The sequence below is a fragment of the Arthrobacter sp. zg-Y844 genome (assembly GCF_024385465.1).
Taxonomy (GTDB): Bacteria; Actinomycetota; Actinomycetes; order Actinomycetales; family Micrococcaceae; genus Arthrobacter_B.
On record NZ_JANFLS010000001.1, the window covers coordinates 86,934 to 104,122 of the forward strand.

The following is a 17,189-nucleotide window of genomic DNA, read 5'->3' on the forward strand; positions in this document are numbered from 1 at the left end:
CCGGCGCCTAGCGCCAGGTACCGATGCCGACCACGGGGCCGGCTTCCACCCATGAAGACAGGCCCGTATAGGCCTCGTACTTCATGGCCACCAGGATGGTACTGCCCTGGTAGTTCAAGCTGACGACGACGGCTCCGGGCTGGATACGGGCACGCTCGGCTTCAGTGGGCTCCCGCCAGCCGGCCATTTCCAGTGAACTGCGCAGGAAACGGTACGGCGGACGCGGACTCAGCGAGACCAGGCGCAGCCATTCCAGATGGGTGTCCGTATAACGGCAAACCCCCATCCGCCACCCCGCAGGGGGAAGGCAGATGGAGGCATCGAAGGTCCCCAGGGCGCGCCGCAGCTGGCTGCGGCGCACCCCGAAGAGCACTACTGCAAGGACAAGCAGCCCAAAGAGGGCGGCCAACGCAATGAACACATAGGAGCTGTCCATCGGAAGGAGTCAGCGGGTCCCGGCGGTTGCTTCGTTGGTCACCTTGGCATTGTCGGCCACGATGACCACCCGGTTGTTGTCCACGGAGAAGAATCCTCCGTCAACGCTTACCTCAATGCGGGAACCGGACACCGGTTCGATGGCCAGTCCGCCCTCTGCCAGGATGGCCAGCACCGGTGAGTGCCCGGGAAGGATCCCGATCTCGCCGTCGCTGGTGCGGGCCTTGACCATCTTTGCCGCTCCCGACCACACGAAGTGGTCGGCAGCAACAATCTCAACTTCGAGTTCAGCAGCGTCCGCCATGGGGCTCACTTCCCGGTCTGCTCTTGGATCTTCGCCCACTGACGCTCAACGTCATCCATGCCGCCGACGTTGAAGAACGCCTGCTCGGCAATGTGGTCAACGTCGCCGTCGCAGATGGCCCGGAAGCCTTCGATGGTGTCCTTGATGGAAACCGTCGAACCCTCAACGCCGGTGAACTGCTTGGCGGTGTAGGTGTTCTGGGAGAGGAACTGCTGGATGCGGCGTGCACGCGACACGACAATCTTGTCCTCTTCGCCGAGCTCGTCGATGCCGAGGATGGCGATGATGTCCTGCAGTTCCTTGTTCTTCTGGAGGATCTGCTTGACGCGGATGGCCGTGTCGTAGTGCTCCTGGCCCACGTACTGCGGGTCGAGGATACGCGACGTCGAGGTCAGCGGATCCACGGCCGGGTACAGGCCACGGGAAGCGATTTCACGGGAAAGTTCCGTGGTCGCGTCCAGGTGGGCGAACGTGGTTGCCGGGGCCGGGTCGGTGTAGTCATCTGCAGGCACGTAAATGGCCTGCATGGACGTGATCGAGTGGCCCTTGGTGGACGTGATGCGCTCCTGCAGCAGACCCATCTCGTCAGCCAGGTTCGGCTGGTAGCCCACAGCGGAAGGCATGCGGCCGAGAAGGGTGGAAACCTCGGAGCCTGCCTGCGTGAAGCGGAAGATGTTGTCGATGAAGAGCAGCACGTCCTGGTTCTGCACATCGCGGAAGTATTCCGCCATGGTCAGAGCCGACAGTGCCACGCGGAGGCGCGTTCCCGGCGGCTCATCCATCTGGCCGAATACAAGGGCGGTGTCCTTCAGGACGTTCGCCTCTTCCATTTCAACCCAGAGGTCGTTGCCTTCACGGGTACGCTCGCCGACGCCGGCGAATACCGAGGTACCGCCGAAGTTGCGGGCAACACGGGTGATCATTTCCTGGATCAGCACGGTCTTGCCGACACCGGCACCGCCGAACAGGCCGATCTTGCCGCCCTTGATGTACGGGGTGAGAAGGTCGATCACCTTGATGCCGGTTTCCAGCATCTCGGTGGAGCCCTCAAGGTCAGCGAAGTTCGGAGCCGAACGGTGGATCGGCCAGCGCTCGGTGATCTCCAGCTGGTCTTCGGTGACGTCGAGGGGCTCGCCCAGGACGTTGAAGATGTGGCCCTTGACGCCGTCGCCTACCGGCACGGAGATGGGAGCACCCGTGTCGTAAACGGCAGCTCCGCGGACCAGGCCGTCGGTGGCCTGCAGGGAGATGGCACGGACGAGGTTGTCACCCAGGTGCTGGGAGGTCTCGAACGTGATGGTGCGGGTCTGGCCGTCGAGCGTCAGCTCGGTGGTCAGTGCGTTGTAGATGGTGGGGATTGCGTCAGCCGGGAATTCGACGTCGACAACCGGGCCGATGACACGGGCGATACGGCCGGTGGCACCCGAGGCTACGGAATCAGATCCGTGCTCGACAGTTTGGGCAGTCATCTCTCTCACTTCACTCAGTTAGATGGCGTGTGGACTAAGTTTTTTTATGCGTTGGAACTTATCTTCGAGCGGGGCAGGCTAAGAGGCGCTGAGCGCGTCCGCACCGGCTACGATCTCGGAAAGTTCCTGGGTGATTTCGGCCTGACGGGCGTTGTTGCGAAGTCGCGTGTACTTCTTGATCAGGTCCGTGGCGTTGTCCCCTGCGGCCTTCATGGCGCGCTGGCGGGCAGCAAGCTCGGAAGCGGCGGCCTGGAGCATGGCTGCGAAGATGCGCGACTCGATGTAGCGCGGCAGCAGTGCGTCCAGGACCTTTTCCGGCTCGGGCTCGTATTCGTAGAGAGGCAGGAACTCAGCGTCAGACTGGGCTTCTTCCTCCACTACCTCCAGCGGCAGCAGTCGGATGACCGCAGGTTCCTGAATAACCATGGACTTGAAGCGCGTGTAGACGATGTGGATTTCGTCCACGCCGCCGTCTTCGTAGGCCGTGTTGAAGTCATCGAGGAGTGCCTTGCCGATTTCTCGGGCTGTTTCGAACTCGGGTGCGTCGGTACCGCCGGTCCAGACCCGTTCCACTGAACGGTTCCGGAATTCGTAGTACGCCTGCGCCTTGCGTCCAACAAGGTAGGTCTTAACTTCCTTGCCCTCGTCACGGAGCAATTCATTGAGTGCTTCGCCCTGCTTGAGGACACCGGCGGAGTACGATCCGGCAAGACCGCGGTCGGAGGTCATGATGACCACGGCTGCGCGCCGGATCTGCTCCGGTTCGGTGGTCAGCGGATGATCGATCTCCGACTGGGATGCCACAGCAGAAACGGCACGGGTGATCGCATTGGAGTAAGGCAGTGACGCAGCCACACGGGTGCGCGCCTTTCCAATGCGAGAGGCAGCAATCAGCTCCATCGCCTTGAAGATCTTCTGCATCGACGTTGTCGACGCGATCTTCTGGCGGTAGACCCGAATTTGGGCTCCCATACTCTTCCTTTCAGTTCCTGGCGTTGAAGCCAGGGGCTAAGGCAATGGCCATGGGTTCCGCTGCCGGGCACACGGCCCGGCAGCGGAACTCCAGAACCGCTAGCGCTTCTGCTTGACGATCTTTTCCTGGTCTACGGCATCCTCGTCCAAGGCCGAGGTAGCTTCGTTGCCGGCGGCGACCATGCGGTCGTCACCTTCGCCGAAGAAACCCTGCTTGAACTTGGTGATGAGGCTCTTCATCTCATCAACCGTGGAATCCTCGAGCTTGTTCGTCTCGGCCAGGACGGTCATGACGGACGAGGAGTGGCGTACGTGTTCCAGGAACTCGGACTCGAAGCGGCGGACGTCCTCAACGGGGACGTCATCCAGGTAGCCGTTGGTGCCCATCCAGATGGAGACAACCTGGTCTTCCACCGGGTACGGGGCGTACTGGCCCTGCTTGAGCAGTTCCATCAGGCGTGCACCGCGGGTCAGCTGCTGGCGGGAAGCCGCATCCAGGTCCGAGGCAAACATGGCGAATGCCTGCATGTCGCGGTACTGGGCCAGTTCCAGCTTCAACGTACCGGAGACCTTCTTCATGGCCTTCTGCTGTGCAGCACCACCGACGCGCGAGACGGAGATACCGACGTCGACGGCGGGGCGCTGGTTGGCGTTGAAGAGGTCCGACTGGAGGAAGATCTGTCCGTCGGTGATGGAAATAACGTTGGTCGGGATGTAGGCCGAGACGTCATTTGCCTTGGTTTCGATGATCGGCAGGCCGGTCATCGAGCCGGCACCGAGCTCGTCGGAGAGCTTGGCGCAACGCTCCAGCAGGCGGGAGTGCAAGTAGAAGACGTCGCCGGGGTAGGCTTCGCGTCCCGGCGGGCGGCGCAGCAGCAGCGACACGGCGCGGTAGGCTTCAGCCTGCTTCGACAGATCATCAAAGATGATCAGGACGTGCTTGCCGCCGTACATCCAGTGCTGGCCGATGGCCGAGCCGGCGTACGGTGCCAGGTACTTGAAGCCGGCGGGGTCGGATGCCGGGGAGGCCACGATCGTGGTGTACTCCATGGCGCCCTTGTCTTCCAGCGTCCGCTTGATTTCAGCGATCGTGGAAGCCTTCTGGCCGATGGCTACGTAGATGCAGCGAACCTGCTTCTGGACGTCACCGGAATCCCAGTTGGCCTTCTGGTTCAGGATGGTGTCAACGGCAATGGCGGTCTTACCCGTCTTGCGGTCACCGATGATCAGCTGGCGCTGGCCGCGGCCGATCGGGATCATGGCGTCGATTGCCTTGAGGCCGGTCTGAAGCGGCTCGTGGACCGACTTGCGCTGGGTAACGCCCGGCGCCTGGAGTTCCAGTGCACGGCGTGCCTCAGCGGCGATCGGGCCCATGTCATCCATCGGCTCGCCCAGCGGGTCGACAACGCGGCCCAGGAAGGCGTCGCCTACGGGTACGGACAGGACTTCACCGGTGCGGTGGACTTCCTGGCCTTCTTCGATACCGGCGAAATCGCCAAGTACAACGACACCGATTTCACGGGTGTCAAGGTTCTGGGCGAGGCCCAGCGTGCCGTCCTCAAACCGAAGCAGCTCATTCGCCATAACGGAGGGCAGGCCCTCCACACGGGCAATGCCGTCGCTGGCGGTTGTTACGCGGCCAACTTCAACGCGCTCTGCGTTTCCGGGTTCGTAGGACGCCGCGAATTCATTCAACGCATTACGGACGTCGTCGGCGTTGATGGTCAATTCGGCCATCTGCAGTCCCTGCTCTCCTATGTTGTGATCATCGCTTAACAGCCGATGACCGTGATTGGTTCTCAAATGTTCTGAAGGCCGTTTAGGGCCGTCAAGGTGACTAGACAGCGAGCTTTCGGCGAAGTTCAGTCAGGCGCGTCGTAACGGTGGAATCAACTACTTCATCCCCCACTGTGACACGAATGCCGCCGAGAATCGCCGGGTCCACATTGACGTTGATCTTCAGCTCGCGGCCATACAGTCCGTTGAGAGAGGACTGCAGACGCTTTTGCTGTTCCTGCGTCAGCGGACGGCTGGACTGCACTTCTGCAATCCACCGCTGCTGGCGGCCGGCTACCAGTTCCGCGAAGCGCGCTACCAGTGCTGCCGGACGCAGTCCGCGCGGGGCGGTTACTGCCTGCGTGACCAGCACCTTGGCTTCGGCTCCCAAGCCCGGCACGAGCTTCTGTGCCAGCGTGGCCTTGGCCGAGGCCGATGCCTGCGGTTCCTGCAGCGCACGCTGCACCTCGTGGTTGGCTGCAACGGCCTGGTTGAAGCGGAACAAATCGTTTTCCAGGGCTTCAAGGCCGGCCAGGCCGGGACCCTTGTTTTCCGCTACAGCTGAAACAACGGTTGCACCCAGGGTTTCCAGGGCATCGCCCAGGTCACGCGCTGTGCGCCACCGGGACTCCACCAGAGAAGCAGCCAGCTGCTCGGCGTCGGCCGAAACCTTGCCGCCGACCAGCTTGGAGACCAGGGCTGCCTTGGCCGAGGCTTCACGAGCCGGATCCGTCAGGGCACGCAGCAGGCCAGCATCGCTGTCCAGCAGGCCCAGAATTCCAAAGAGTTCCTCGGCCAGGGACAGGGTTGCGCCGGGAAGCTTGGCTTCCAGCTTCTCCTGCGCCGCGGCCAGTGACTCGCTCGATATACCTGCCATTACTTAACCGCACCTGCGTTCTGGGTTTCCAGGTCGTCAAGGAAGCGGTCAACCACACGGGCGGCACGCGCATCGTCTGCGAGGGACTCGCCGACGATCTTGCCGGCCAGCTCGGTGGCGAGCGTGCCCACTTCGCTGCGGAGGGAAACGACAGCTGCCTGGCGTTCCGCTTCGATGGCGACGTGGGACTGTTCCATGATGCGGGCGGATTCGGCGCCTGCCTTGGCCTTCAGGTCAGCGAGGATCTGGGCGCCTTCGGCGCGTGCTTCTTCGCGGATCCGGTTGGCCTCGGTACGGGCGTCGATGAGCTGCTGCTTGTATTCATCCAGGGCCGCGCTGGCTTCAGCCTGTGCGGCTTCGGCCTTCTTGAGTCCGCCTTCGATGGCCTCGGTACGCTCTGCATACGTCTTCTCGAACATCGGGACGACGAACTTGACGACGATGTACATCAGCACGGCGAAGCCAAGCAGTGTTACGAGGATCTCCCAGATGTTTGGGATCAGAGGATTCGCGCCTTCTTCGGCGGCGAGGATTAGTGCCTCGTTCATTTCAATCCGTCCTATCTACTTGGTTGGAAATACGCGCTGACGTTAGAGAACGAACGCGAAAACCAGACCAAGGATAGCCAGTGCTTCGGTCAGAGCCAGGCCCAGGAAGGCGATGGGCTGCAGGACGCGCTGGGCTTCCGGCTGGCGGGCAACGCCGTTGATGTAGGCCGCGAAGACCAGGCCCACGCCGATGGCGCCGCCGATAGCGGACAGGCCGTAGCCGACGAGGTTGATGTTGCCTTCGATATCCAAAACACCAGTCATTTGGTTTTGTTCCTTTCAAGATGCCCGTTGGGCAGGTTGCATGGTTCAGGGGGTTCCCCGGTGAGGGGAGGTTTAGTGTTCCTCGGCCAGGGAGCCTTGGATGTAGATCGCGGTCAGCAGGGTAAAGACGTAGGCCTGCAGGACCTGGATCAAAACTTCGAACAGGAACATGGCGACGCCGCCTACCAGGGTGAGCGCACCCAGCGGCTTCAACAGTCCTTCAGCCTCGAGCAGCAGGAACGCGGTTCCGCTGCCGGCAAGCATGATGATGAGGTGGCCCGACAGCATGGTTGCGAAGAGTCGCAGGCTGTGCGTGATCGGACGGACCAGGAAGGTGGAGATGATTTCGATCAGCACCACGAGGGGCAGGATGGCCATCGGCACGCCGGACGGGACGGTGGCGAACTTGAAGTAACCGAGGCCGTGCTTCCGAATGCCGACAATGATCCACGTGAAGTAGACAATCGCGGCCAGTGCATAGGCCGTGCCCACGTGGGACGTGGTCGGCAGCTGGGCCAGCGGGATGGTGCCCCACAGGTTGTTGATCAGGATGAAGAAGAACAGCGCGAACAGCAGCGGAGTGAAGGACCGGAAGTCCTTTTCACCGATGATGTCCCGGCCGATCGAGTTGCGGACGAAGTTATAGCTCCATTCGCCCAGGAACTGCAGCCGGCCCGGGACCATCTGGCCCTTGCGGGCTGCGGCTACGAAGAACCACCCGATAAGGATGACGGAAATAAGGATAAGCAGCATCTGCTTTCCGAATCCTTCACCGCTTTCGGCGCCCCAGGGAAGGATCTCAGGGAGGTGCATGTCTTCGAGGGTAGGTGCGACGAATCCCTCGTCATTGGAGGCGGGAAGCGCAAGCGCGATCAACGCGTTTCCTCTCTGCTGTGTCCATCGTTGGGCATATCATTGGTGGGCACGCATGATGTGCGCCCATTAGTTCGGTTTTGTGAAATCAATTCGATTTATCCGTATCCGGCTGTTTTCCGCCCGTGACGGGTCGGTCCGCACCCAAGGTGCGCCTGTGTGCGAAGGCGACATAGTAGCCGCAGACCGCACCCAGGACGATACCGGCCGGTAAAATCCAGCGAGTTCCCAGGAGACTATCCAGGCTCCACCCTATCAAACCCAGGGCGATGATTCCCGCAAGCAGATACTGCACGGTTGCGCGGCGGCCGGCGGCAGGCGGCTCGAAAGCACCCGGGCCGGTGGAGGGCTGTTTTTTAGGCATTTGCGCCTCCTTGGGGACTGGAATCGTCAGCATCGTTGTAAATCAGGTGACGGGTAGTCGAAAAGGCGCGGATTTCCGCCGCCTGCCAGAGGACCACTGCGCCGACTGCGGTCAGGGCAAACCATTCACGGTGCAGCCAATCAGGAGTTCCCAGTCCGAAAAGAATGACGGCGAAACCGACAACCTTTATGGCATAGGTAACGACAAACATTCCGATGGCTCCGGAGGGATTGCTGCGTCCGACGACGTGGCCGACCAGGAGGCTGATTCCGAAGAATGCGGCAATAACGAACCACCCCAGAAGGGAGCTCGCCGCTGCAGACAGATCCGCCGTGAGAGCAGCCACGACTGCGGCCAGGACGGCGGCGGCGCCGGTCACGGCAAGGGCCTTCCCGAGAATCGCCAACCAGGGGGCCTTCGTTGGCCCCGAGGGGGTCAGGAACCCGCCGGGGCGGGAACCATCTGCGGATCTCATGGTGGAGGCAGTCTTCCTTGCTGGTTTTTTGGAGCCGGACGCTTCGTGGGTGCCGGGCTACCGCGACCCTTGAATTCTACAGTACATAGAAGACGCCTCTGGCAGGGGCCGCATAGCCGCGGATCAGGCCACCGTGCGCCGGGCGAACAGGCGCGGCGAGGCCAGGTAAAAAGCCAGCACTGCGACGGCGAAGAGGACCCCGGCAGCCGTCGCGCCGGCACCCGCACCCGCAGTGAGCAGCCCGGTGACGCCGACGGCTACGGTACAGCCGGTGACGATCAGCGACACCTGTACGTGGCTCAGACCTGCGTCGGTCAGCCGCTGGTAGGCGTGCTGGCGGTGGGCCGTGTACCACCGCTCCCCCCGGCCCATGCGGCGCAGCAGCGTGGAGAAGGTGTCGGCCAAATAGACCAGGATCGGAAACAGCAGGTATTCCACATACACGCCTGCGAGGAAGGCAGCTACTGCAACACCGGCGATGGATGACCCGAGCAGGTAACTGCCGACGTCGCCCAGGAAAACCTGCCCCCTGCCGAGGTTCCAGGGCAGGAAGGCGGCAAAAGCCGCGGCCACCACTGCTCCCGTAACAGTCAGCCAGACGTGGTCCGACAGCACGCCGCTGATGGAGTACAGGGTACCCACCACCAGTCCATGCAGCCCGGAGATTCCGTTGATGCCGTCCATGAAGTTGGCGACGTTGATGTAGGCCGCTATTGCAAGGCCGCCCACGGGAACCCACCACCAGCTTTGCTCCATGGTCCATGCCAGTCCGGCCGTTCCAAGCAGGCCGATGGCGAGCTGGGTGGCCGCCCGGGTCCGGACGGAGACGCCGCGCCAGTCCTCGATCCAGCCCAGCAGCGATGCCGCGCCGATCACGGCGATCAGAATGGCAAGCACCGAACGGTCAACGGCCACCAGCCCTGTCAGCAGCGCCAGCAGGAGGCCGGCCAGGACGCCGGCGGCAGTGGTTGCACCCACCCCGCGGATGACTGCCTTGGTGTGCGAAGACCGCTCATTGGGGACGTCGAGGACACCCAGCCGGCGCAGCAGGGGGATAAAAAGGAAGGGCAGCAGCAGGCTCGCCAGGAAAGCCGCAGCGGCGCACAGCACCAGCAGCATCAGCCGGTCCGCCGTTCGCTGTAGGGTTCTCCGGGCTCATTTGCGGCGTCACCCGGGGCGCCGGGATGGCGGGCACCCGGAATGCGCACTATCTCGCCGGCATCGGTTGCTGCCCCGTCCGTCGGCACGCTCCCGGGTTCGATCCCGCAGCGCCGCAGCCAGTCAGCCAGGTCCAACTCCTCGGGATCCAGCACGGCAACCGCAGCGTGGGAGATCTTCGGATGCAGGGGACGGGAGTCCTCTTCACCGGTGCCGACGAGGATCTCGTGCAGCTTTTCGCCCTGGCGCAGTCCGGTGAAGACAATTTCGATGTCCTTGCCGGACATCGCGATCATGCGGCGGGCGACGTCGAGGATCTTCACGGGCTCGCCCATGTCCAGGATCATCACCTCTCCCCCGCGGCCGATCGCGCCGGCCTGGATCACCAGCTGGCAGGCCTCGGGGATCGTCATGAAGAAGCGGGTCACCTCCGGGTCGGTCACGGTGACCGGTCCGCCCTGCCGGATCTGTTCGCTGAACAACGGCAACATGGAGCCCCGGCTGCCGATCACGTTGCCGAACCGCACGGAGACGTACCGCTCCCCGGTGGCGCGAGCCATCCAGGCCGTCAGCTTTTCGGCTACGCGCTTGGAATGGCCGAGGACCGTGGTGGGGTTCGCCGCCTTGTCAGTGGAGATGTTCACGAAATGGCGCACGTTCGCTTTGCGGGCCGCAGCCAGCACGTTGGCGGTGCCGATGATATTGGTCTTCCAGGCTTCCTGCGGGTACTGCTCCAGGAGGGAGACATGCTTCAGGGCAGCGGCGTGGAAAACGACGTCGGGGCGGCGTTCGCGGAAGATGCGCTCCAGCGCTTCGGGGTCGCGGATGTCCGCCAGGACCGTATCCGGGCCGTCCAGCAGGCCGCGGCCGGTGATGGAGAGCTGGGTCAGCTGCAGGCCGGTCTCGTCCCGGTCCACCATGATCAGTTCGCCGGGATTGAAGGCGGTGATCTGGCGGCAGAGTTCGGAGCCGATGGAACCGCCCGCTCCCGTAACGAGGACCTTCTTCCCGGACAGGTAGCCGGCAACTTCGTCCACATGGATGTCGACCGGCCGGCGCCCGATGAGGTCTTCGACCGCCACGTCGCGGAAGTCGCCCAGGCCGGCGCCGTCGCCCTTCGAGAGCATGTCCTTGAGCGGCGGAAGCACCAGGACGCGCAGGTCCAGGCCTTCGGCGAGATCGGAAATCTCACGGACCTGCTTCGCTTCCACATCGGCGATGGCCACCACCAGCACCATGGCGCGGGTCCGCTGCACCAGTTCGGGAAGGTCTACGAGTTTGCCGAGCACCGGAACAGTGGCCAGCCTCAGGTGCTTCTTGGACGGGTCGTCGTCGACCAGGCCAACCGGGTAGTACGGCGACTCCGGGTCCTTCATCATCCGTGAGACCAGGGAACCGCCCAGGAATCCCGCGCCGTACACAAGGGCACGCTGGGCTTCTTCCCCCGGCCGGGCCTTGCTCTCCACGTACATCCGCTTGACGTACCTGATTGCCGCCATGAACAGGCAGGCGAAGGGGAAGGCGATCATTCCGGTGCTGCGCGGGATATCGATCACGAGGCCGAACAAGGCGCTTGCGAGGACCAGGATGGCGGAGACAATGAGCGTCACCACCGCCAGCAGCCGCATCTCGTGGAAACTGCCGAAGCTGTAGCGGCCGCGGTAGAGGGCAAACGAATAGCCGACTATCAGCTGGGTCAGGACGGCGACGCCGCAGAAGACGGCCAGTCCGCCCGGGTTGATCTGCTCGACAGTGAGTTCGTAGCGGAGCACCAGCGCGAGGCCGATGGACACGATCCAGGCCAGGGAGTCCAGCACATACTGCGACCAGAGCCACAGGACGGGCTTTTCCTCCCTGGGAAGGTGACTGTTGTCCGTAGGTTTTTGCCTCATGGTCCTCAACGGGTAGGTACCCGGCTTTCTTCTCGGTGATGCGAAGAGCTGGCGGAAGAATCCGGTGTAATAGACTGGAATCTATTCAGCATACTAACTGCACACCCTCTCCGGTTTCGGTCTTGGCCGATCCCCCGGGTTGCCTGAAAGGACCATCTTGCCGGACTCCGTGGCCGTAGCAGCAGTGACCTTCGACCGTCCGGACGATGTGAAGATCCTCCTGGAGGCACTGGCCGCGCAGAGCGGCAACATCACGTCCGTGGCCCTCGTGGACTCCGGCAGGACCCCGGTTTCGGAGATCGCCGAAGCTTCAGCGGCGCCGGTTAATTACATCCGGTCAAACACCAATCTGGGCGGAGCCGGCGGTTTTTCGCTCGCCATCCTTTCAGCCATGGCCTCCGGCGCCGAATGGATCTGGATCATGGACGACGACGCCCATCCCGAAGATCCCGAATGCGTCGCCACCCTGTTGGCTGCAGCGAAGGAACGCGGCCTCGACGTCGTCCTGCCGCTAGTGGTTGCCCCGGGGGCACCGGACACGCTGTCCTTCCATTTCCGCCTCGACGGGAAGCTGACCCATGACCGGGCCGAAGTTGCCGCCCGCGGGTTCCTGCCCAATGTGGGGCACTTCTTCAACGGCGCCCTGATCCGCGCCGACGTCTTCTACCGGGTGGGACTGCCGGACCTTCGCCTGTTTATCCGCGGCGACGAGACGGACTTCATGATCCGGCTGCGCCGGGCGGGCATCGACTTCGCCACCGTCACCACGGTGGCCCTGACGCACCCGGCGGCCTGGGCCGAAGTGCAGCCCGTCCTGGGCGACCGGATGCACGTCCTGGTCCCCGAGACGCCGTTCAAGCAGTTCTACTTCTACCGCAACCGGGGCTACCTCACCCGCCGCTACACAAGGGTGAAGTCCTTCGTGGCCGATGCCGTGGGCTACCCCATCCACTTCGCCAGGACCCGGGATCCCCGCGGTTTCGCCAACTGGCTGCGCGCCTACGCGGCCGGCATGGGCGGGCGCCGCTTCGGGCCGCCGTCGGACTTCGGGTTCTAACGTGGACGTCGTCCAGGAACCGGCCCCGCTGACGATCGTCATCACGACGTTCAACCGCTCCGGCTACCTCACCGGCCTGCTGGAGAGCATCAAAAGGCTCGACCCCGCACCTGCGGCGGTTGTCGTGGTGGACAATGCCAGCACCGATGAGACTCCCCGGGTCCTGGAAGCAGCCCGTGCCGGCTTCCCCGTCCCGCTGTCCGTCCTGCGGCTGGAGACCAACACCGGCGGGGCCGGCGGGTTCGCAGCCGGTGTCGAGGCCGCCCTGGACTCCGGCGCGCAGTGGCTGTGGCTGATGGACGACGACGTCGAGGTCCTCCCGGGTGCCGTGGCTGCGCTGAGCAAGTGGACCGGGACCTACGACTGCATCCACGGCCGGCGGTTCGACGCCGGCGGGGAACCGTTCTTCTGGCAGCACCGCTTCGTCCCGTTCCTGGGCGTGCACCTGCCGGTGCCGGGCAACGTTTTCCGCGACTCCCCCGTCTTCGACACCAATGTGGGCTGCTTCGAGGGAATGCTGATCAGCGCCGGCCAGGTGCGCCGGATAGGCCTGCCGGATGCCCGCTACTTCATCAACGGCGACGATGTGGTTTACGGCTGGCTCGCCTCCCTGGACCGGCCGGTGGCCTACGTCAATGATTTCGTGCTCCGCAAGGTCCGGGTGCAGAGACAGATCGACCTCGGCATCCGCCACCTCAACGATTCCAGCGACCTTGGCCGCTTCACTGCCATGCGCAACCGCGGCCATACCGCCCGGTACCTCCAGGTCCACGGCCGGTATCACCGGTTCGGATTCGCCCTGGGGACCTTCCTGACCGCAGGGAAGGAACTGCTCAGGCTGGTTGCCGTGGAGCATTCGCTGCGGGGCGCCGGGCGCCTCTGGGCCGGCTGGCGCGGTGCCCGACGCATCCTCCGGGACCGGTCCTGGTCCCCGATGGCCCCGCTGTCCGCGCCCGGGCAGCCATCACCGGAAACACGAAAGCAGCAGGTTTGAGCACTCCTTCTCCCGAACCCGTCCCTTCCTCCGGCACACCCTCGGTGTGGGCGGTCCTCGGCGGCACCGGCTTCATCGGTTCGGCCGTCCGCTCCGCACTGGCTGCAAGCGGGGTCGAGGTCCGGGCCGTTTCCGCTCCCCGGCTGCGTACCGATGCCTCGGACGTAGCCGGTTTGCTTGCGGAGGCCGCAGCGCTGGACACGGAACGCCGCCGGCTGGCCGACGCCTTCGCGGGGGTCGACGTCGTGGTGAATGCTGCCGGACTGGCGACGCCGGGAGCCGCGGACTCCCCCGAGCTCCGGGGTGCGAACTCGCTGCTGCCTGCGTTGGTCGCCGATGCCGCTGACGCCGCCGGTGTCCGCCGGTTCGTACACCTGAGCAGCGCCGCGGTGCAGGGGCACCGTCCGTTCCTGGACGAAAGCCCGCATGTGGAACCGTTTTCGGCCTACTCCCGTTCCAAGGCACTCGGCGAACAGGTCCTTTCCGCCCGGCACGGCGGGTCCTGCAGCGTTGCCACGGTCCGCGCCACCTCGGTCCAGGGACCGGGCCGGGCGACCACAGCTAAGCTAAGCCGGCTCGCGGCCTCGCCGCTGGCATCCGTTGCCGGGCCCGGAACCGCACCCAGCCCGGTAAGTTCAGTAGATTCCCTGGTCGACTTCGTCCTGCGGGTAGGCTCCCACACGGGCCCGGTTCCTGCAGTGGTGCTGCAGCCCTGGGAACAGGCATCGGTGTCCTCCGTGCTTGAAGCAGCAGGCGGTCGGCGGCCGGCGCATCTGCCGGTCTGGGCCTGCCGTCTCGCGCTGCGGTCCGGCTATGCGGTCTCCTCGCTGGCCGGGGAGCGGCTGCACGGAGCACTGCGCCGCGTGGAGATGATGTGGTTCGGGCAGCGCCAGGAGCCCGGCTGGGCCGAGGCCACGGGCAACGTCCCGGAACCCCGCGTCCGCGAGGTCCTGGCAGCCTCCCGGAACTAAACCGGTTTCTGGTCTTTGGCCAGGGAGGGCGCAGTGCCGCCCGCTGCGGGTTCTTCATCCAGATCCAGGATTCCCGGAACCACTTCGCGCAGGGCTGCGGTGCTGATCGCACCGCTGCGCACCACCCGCATCGGCTCGCTGGTGGCGTCCACAATGGTGGACGGCACTCCGTCGCTGCCGGCCACCGGACGGTGTCCGGCTTCCAGATAGACCTCCACGGATTCGCCCAGTTGTTCGCGTGCCTGCGCCGCGGTCTGTCCGGCCGGGGATCCCGTGCGGTTGGCCGAGGACACAGCCAGCGGCCCGGTGGCGGCCAGCAGGTCCAAGGCCACACTGTCGTCGGGCATCCGCAGCGCCACGGTCCCCATGGTGTCGCCCAGGTCCCAGCTCAGGGACGGCTGGGCGTGGAAGATCAGCGTCAACCCGCCCGGCCAGAACGTACGTGCCAGGCTGCGGGCGTCTTCGGAAATGTCCGTGGCCAGGCCGTCCATGGTCTCCAGGCGCGGGATCAGCACGGGCGGGGGCATGCTCCGGCCGCGTCCCTTGGCCGCGAGCAGCGTAGCCACTCCCTGCGGGGAGAAAGCGTCGGCACCGATTCCGTACACGGTGTCGGTGGGAAGCACCACGCAGGATTTGGCGGCTATGGCGCGCTGGGCTGCCGCCAGGCCCTCACTGAGTTCTTCGGGGTTACTGCAGTCATAACTGGTGCTCACGGCAATATTCTTTCACTAGTGGATGCCACCGATGCGGAGCGTCGGACAGCCGACGTCGCCCGCGGGCGGTCATTGAGGTCCCGGTGGGATTGGACATCGGTCCAGGCCGGATCGCCGGCCAGCAGCCGGGCGATGGCCGGCGCCTGCACTTCGGCATGTTCCATCACGAAGTAGCCGCCTCCGGCAAGCAGCCGCGCCGCGGTCCGTGCTGCGGCCATCGGCAGTTCCAGGCCGTCCGCTCCCCCGCCGTACAGCGCCATGGCCGGATCATGCTCGGCGGCTTCCGGCTCGTTCGGGACGGCTTCGGCAGGGATGTACGGAGGGTTGGACACCACCACGTCGAAGCTGGCTTCGTGGCCGGCCAGGGCGGTCCGCAGGTCTTCCAGGACCAGGTGGACGCCCAGCGGAGCCAGGTTCCGTTCCGCCCAGGCGAAGGCGAGGGGGCTCAGCTCCACGGCATGCACTTCGGCTGCGGGAACCTCCGAGGCCACCGCAGCCGCGATGGCGCCGGAGCCGGTGCCGAGGTCCACGACCTTGGCCGAGCCGGCCCGGCGCGCAGCATCGATCGCCAGCTGCGCCACCGTTTCGGTTTCCGGCCGCGGCACGAAGACTCCGGGGCCGACGGCCAGTTCCAGGTACCGGAAATGGGCCTTTCCCGTCAGGTGCTGCAACGGCAACCGGGCGGCCCGTTCGGACACCAGTGCGGCGTATCCCCGGGGTGCCGGCACGTCGGTGAAGGCCAGCGCCCGGATCCGTCCGGGGCTTTCGCCCAGCAGGTGCGCGGCGAGCAGCTCGGCGTCCACCCGCGGTGACGGTACTCCGGCGGCGGCGAGTTCCGCCGTCGCACGGCGCAGCGCGTCGGCCAGGGTGCCGCCGGCACCGGCCGCGGAACCGGTGGGGCTATTAGCTTTCGTCACCGATGGCGTCCAGCCGTGCCTGCTCATCCATTTCAATGGCTGCCTGCACCACTGCCTCAAGCTCGCCGTTCAGCACGGTGTCCAGGTTGTAGGCCTTGTAGCCGGTGCGGTGGTCCACGATCCGGTTTTCCGGGTAGTTGTACGTCCGGATCCGCTCCGAGCGGTCCATGGTCCGGATCTGCGACTTCCGGATGTCCGAGTTCGCGGCGTCGATCTTTTCCTGCTCGTGCGCGAGGATACGTGAGCGCAGCACGCGCATGGCTGCTTCGCGGTTCTGCAGCTGCGACTTTTCGTTCTGCATGGCCACCACAATGCCGGTGGGCAGGTGGGTGATGCGCACGGCCGAGTCGGTGGTGTTCACCGACTGTCCGCCGGGACCGGAGGAGCGGTAGACGTCGATCTTCAAGTCGTTCTGGCTGATCGCGACTTCTTCCGGCTCGTCCACTTCGGGCAGCACCAGGACGCCGGCAGCCGAAGTGTGGATCCGGCCCTGGGACTCCGTGACGGGAACGCGCTGCACGCGGTGCACGCCGCCTTCATACTTCAGGCGTGCGTAAACGCCTTCTGCCGGATCGTTGGAGTTGCCCTTGATGGCCATGGCAACGTCCTTGTAGCCGCCCAGGTCCGACTCGGTGGCCGAGATGATTTCCGTACGCCAGCCGCGGTGCTCGGCGTAGCGGGTGTACATGCGCAGCAGGTCGCCGGCGAACAGGGCGGCTTCGTCGCCGCCTTCGCCGCCCTTGACCTCGATGATGACGTCGCGTCCGTCATTGGGGTCCCTCGGAATCAGCAGGCGGCGCAGCTTCTCCTGCGCGTCCTCCAGCTGCTCCTTAAGCACGGGTACCTCGGCGGCGAATTCCGGGTCCTCATCCGCCATTTCGGCGGCGGCGGCCAGGTCATCCTCAAGTCCGTGCCAACGGTTGTAGGCATCCACAATCCGGCTGAGTTCGGCGTAGCGCCGTCCCAGCCGGCGGGCCAGGCCCTGGTCCGCGTGCACTGCCGGGTCGGACAAGCGCAGCTGGAGTTCAGCGTGCTCATCCAACAGGCCCTGTATGGACTCAAACATGTTCTAGATTCCTCTTTCAGCTGGGTTTCCCACATGGAAGTTTATCGGTTCGCGCGCCCGTCGG

The 17,189-nt window shown here is 64.7% G+C and carries 19 protein-coding genes; 3 read left to right on the plus strand and 16 right to left on the minus strand.

The genetic code is table 11. From position 1 onward, the window contains the following. Window positions 1-7: 7 nt before the first annotated feature. The 13 genes from NNX35_RS00390 to NNX35_RS00450 form a co-directional block, all read right to left on the minus strand. A complete protein-coding gene (locus NNX35_RS00390; protein WP_255764626.1) occupies window positions 8-436 on the minus strand; it encodes a DUF2550 domain-containing protein in 429 nt (142 codons plus the stop codon). A 9-nt stretch (window positions 437-445) separates the two neighbouring features. Next, window positions 446-739, minus strand: a complete 294-nt coding sequence (locus tag NNX35_RS00395; protein WP_227918261.1) for a F0F1 ATP synthase subunit epsilon — start codon at window positions 737-739, stop codon at window positions 446-448. A gap of 5 nt (window positions 740-744) precedes the next feature. Further along, entirely contained in the window at window positions 745-2,208 is a 1,464-nt protein-coding gene (atpD, locus tag NNX35_RS00400; RefSeq protein ID WP_255764627.1) for a F0F1 ATP synthase subunit beta, read from the minus strand. A 78-nt stretch (window positions 2,209-2,286) separates the two neighbouring features. After that, window positions 2,287-3,180 (minus strand): F0F1 ATP synthase subunit gamma, encoded by an 894-nt coding sequence (locus NNX35_RS00405; RefSeq protein ID WP_255764629.1) that lies wholly within the window; start codon window positions 3,178-3,180, stop codon window positions 2,287-2,289. Between the two features lie 99 nt (window positions 3,181-3,279). Further along, window positions 3,280-4,917 (minus strand): F0F1 ATP synthase subunit alpha, encoded by a 1,638-nt coding sequence (gene atpA, locus NNX35_RS00410; RefSeq protein WP_255764630.1) that lies wholly within the window; start codon window positions 4,915-4,917, stop codon window positions 3,280-3,282. A 100-nt stretch (window positions 4,918-5,017) separates the two neighbouring features. After that, window positions 5,018-5,833, minus strand: a complete 816-nt coding sequence (locus tag NNX35_RS00415) for a F0F1 ATP synthase subunit delta (RefSeq protein ID WP_255866702.1) — start codon at window positions 5,831-5,833, stop codon at window positions 5,018-5,020. Next, a complete protein-coding gene (locus NNX35_RS00420) occupies window positions 5,833-6,381 on the minus strand; it encodes a F0F1 ATP synthase subunit B (RefSeq protein WP_229949507.1) in 549 nt (182 codons plus the stop codon). The genes NNX35_RS00415 and NNX35_RS00420 overlap by 1 nt, the downstream gene beginning before the upstream one ends. A gap of 42 nt (window positions 6,382-6,423) precedes the next feature. Next, window positions 6,424-6,645, minus strand: a complete 222-nt coding sequence (atpE, locus tag NNX35_RS00425) for an ATP synthase F0 subunit C (RefSeq protein ID WP_227918267.1) — start codon at window positions 6,643-6,645, stop codon at window positions 6,424-6,426. Window positions 6,646-6,717: 72 nt separating this feature from the next. Continuing rightward, a complete protein-coding gene (gene atpB, locus NNX35_RS00430; protein ID WP_255764632.1) occupies window positions 6,718-7,521 on the minus strand; it encodes a F0F1 ATP synthase subunit A in 804 nt (267 codons plus the stop codon). Window positions 7,522-7,606: 85 nt separating this feature from the next. Then, a complete protein-coding gene (locus NNX35_RS00435) occupies window positions 7,607-7,882 on the minus strand; it encodes an AtpZ/AtpI family protein (RefSeq protein ID WP_255764633.1) in 276 nt (91 codons plus the stop codon). Next, window positions 7,875-8,357: a hypothetical protein gene (locus NNX35_RS00440; RefSeq protein ID WP_255764634.1), complete on the minus strand. Its 483-nt coding sequence runs from the start codon at window positions 8,355-8,357 to the stop codon at window positions 7,875-7,877. The genes NNX35_RS00435 and NNX35_RS00440 overlap by 8 nt, the downstream gene beginning before the upstream one ends. A 123-nt stretch (window positions 8,358-8,480) precedes the next feature. Beyond that, window positions 8,481-9,476 (minus strand): glycosyltransferase family 4 protein, encoded by a 996-nt coding sequence (locus tag NNX35_RS00445; protein WP_255862745.1) that lies wholly within the window; start codon window positions 9,474-9,476, stop codon window positions 8,481-8,483. Then, window positions 9,476-11,407, minus strand: a complete 1,932-nt coding sequence (locus NNX35_RS00450) for a nucleoside-diphosphate sugar epimerase/dehydratase (protein WP_255866703.1) — start codon at window positions 11,405-11,407, stop codon at window positions 9,476-9,478. The genes NNX35_RS00445 and NNX35_RS00450 overlap by 1 nt, the downstream gene beginning before the upstream one ends. Window positions 11,408-11,564: 157 nt before the next feature. On the opposite strand from NNX35_RS00450, the gene NNX35_RS00455 reads away from it, so the two are divergent. Genes NNX35_RS00455 through NNX35_RS00465 form a run of 3 tightly spaced genes read left to right on the plus strand, consistent with a single transcriptional unit; the run spans window position 11,565 to window position 14,429 of the window. Then, window positions 11,565-12,464 (plus strand): glycosyltransferase, encoded by a 900-nt coding sequence (locus NNX35_RS00455; protein ID WP_255866704.1) that lies wholly within the window; start codon window positions 11,565-11,567, stop codon window positions 12,462-12,464. Between the two features lies 1 nt (window position 12,465). Beyond that, window positions 12,466-13,458: a glycosyltransferase gene (locus NNX35_RS00460; RefSeq protein ID WP_255764638.1), complete on the plus strand. Its 993-nt coding sequence runs from the start codon at window positions 12,466-12,468 to the stop codon at window positions 13,456-13,458. After that, on the plus strand, window positions 13,455-14,429 hold the full coding sequence (locus NNX35_RS00465) for an NAD(P)-dependent oxidoreductase (RefSeq protein WP_255866705.1): 975 nt from the start codon (window positions 13,455-13,457) through the stop codon (window positions 14,427-14,429). Before NNX35_RS00460 ends, NNX35_RS00465 begins: the two co-directional genes overlap by 4 nt. Here NNX35_RS00465 and NNX35_RS00470 read toward each other — a convergent pair. Genes NNX35_RS00470 through prfA form a run of 3 tightly spaced genes read right to left on the minus strand, consistent with a single transcriptional unit; the run spans window position 14,426 to window position 17,125 of the window. Then, window positions 14,426-15,142, minus strand: coding sequence for an L-threonylcarbamoyladenylate synthase (locus NNX35_RS00470; protein ID WP_255866706.1), 717 nt, complete (start codon window positions 15,140-15,142; stop codon window positions 14,426-14,428). The genes NNX35_RS00465 and NNX35_RS00470 overlap by 4 nt on opposite strands. Then, window positions 15,139-16,059 (minus strand): peptide chain release factor N(5)-glutamine methyltransferase, encoded by a 921-nt coding sequence (gene prmC / locus NNX35_RS00475; RefSeq protein WP_255866707.1) that lies wholly within the window; start codon window positions 16,057-16,059, stop codon window positions 15,139-15,141. The genes NNX35_RS00470 and prmC overlap by 4 nt, the downstream gene beginning before the upstream one ends. Next, on the minus strand, window positions 16,046-17,125 hold the full coding sequence (gene prfA, locus NNX35_RS00480) for a peptide chain release factor 1 (protein WP_229949524.1): 1,080 nt from the start codon (window positions 17,123-17,125) through the stop codon (window positions 16,046-16,048). Before prfA ends, prmC begins: the two co-directional genes overlap by 14 nt. Between the last annotated feature and the right edge of the window lie 64 nt (window positions 17,126-17,189).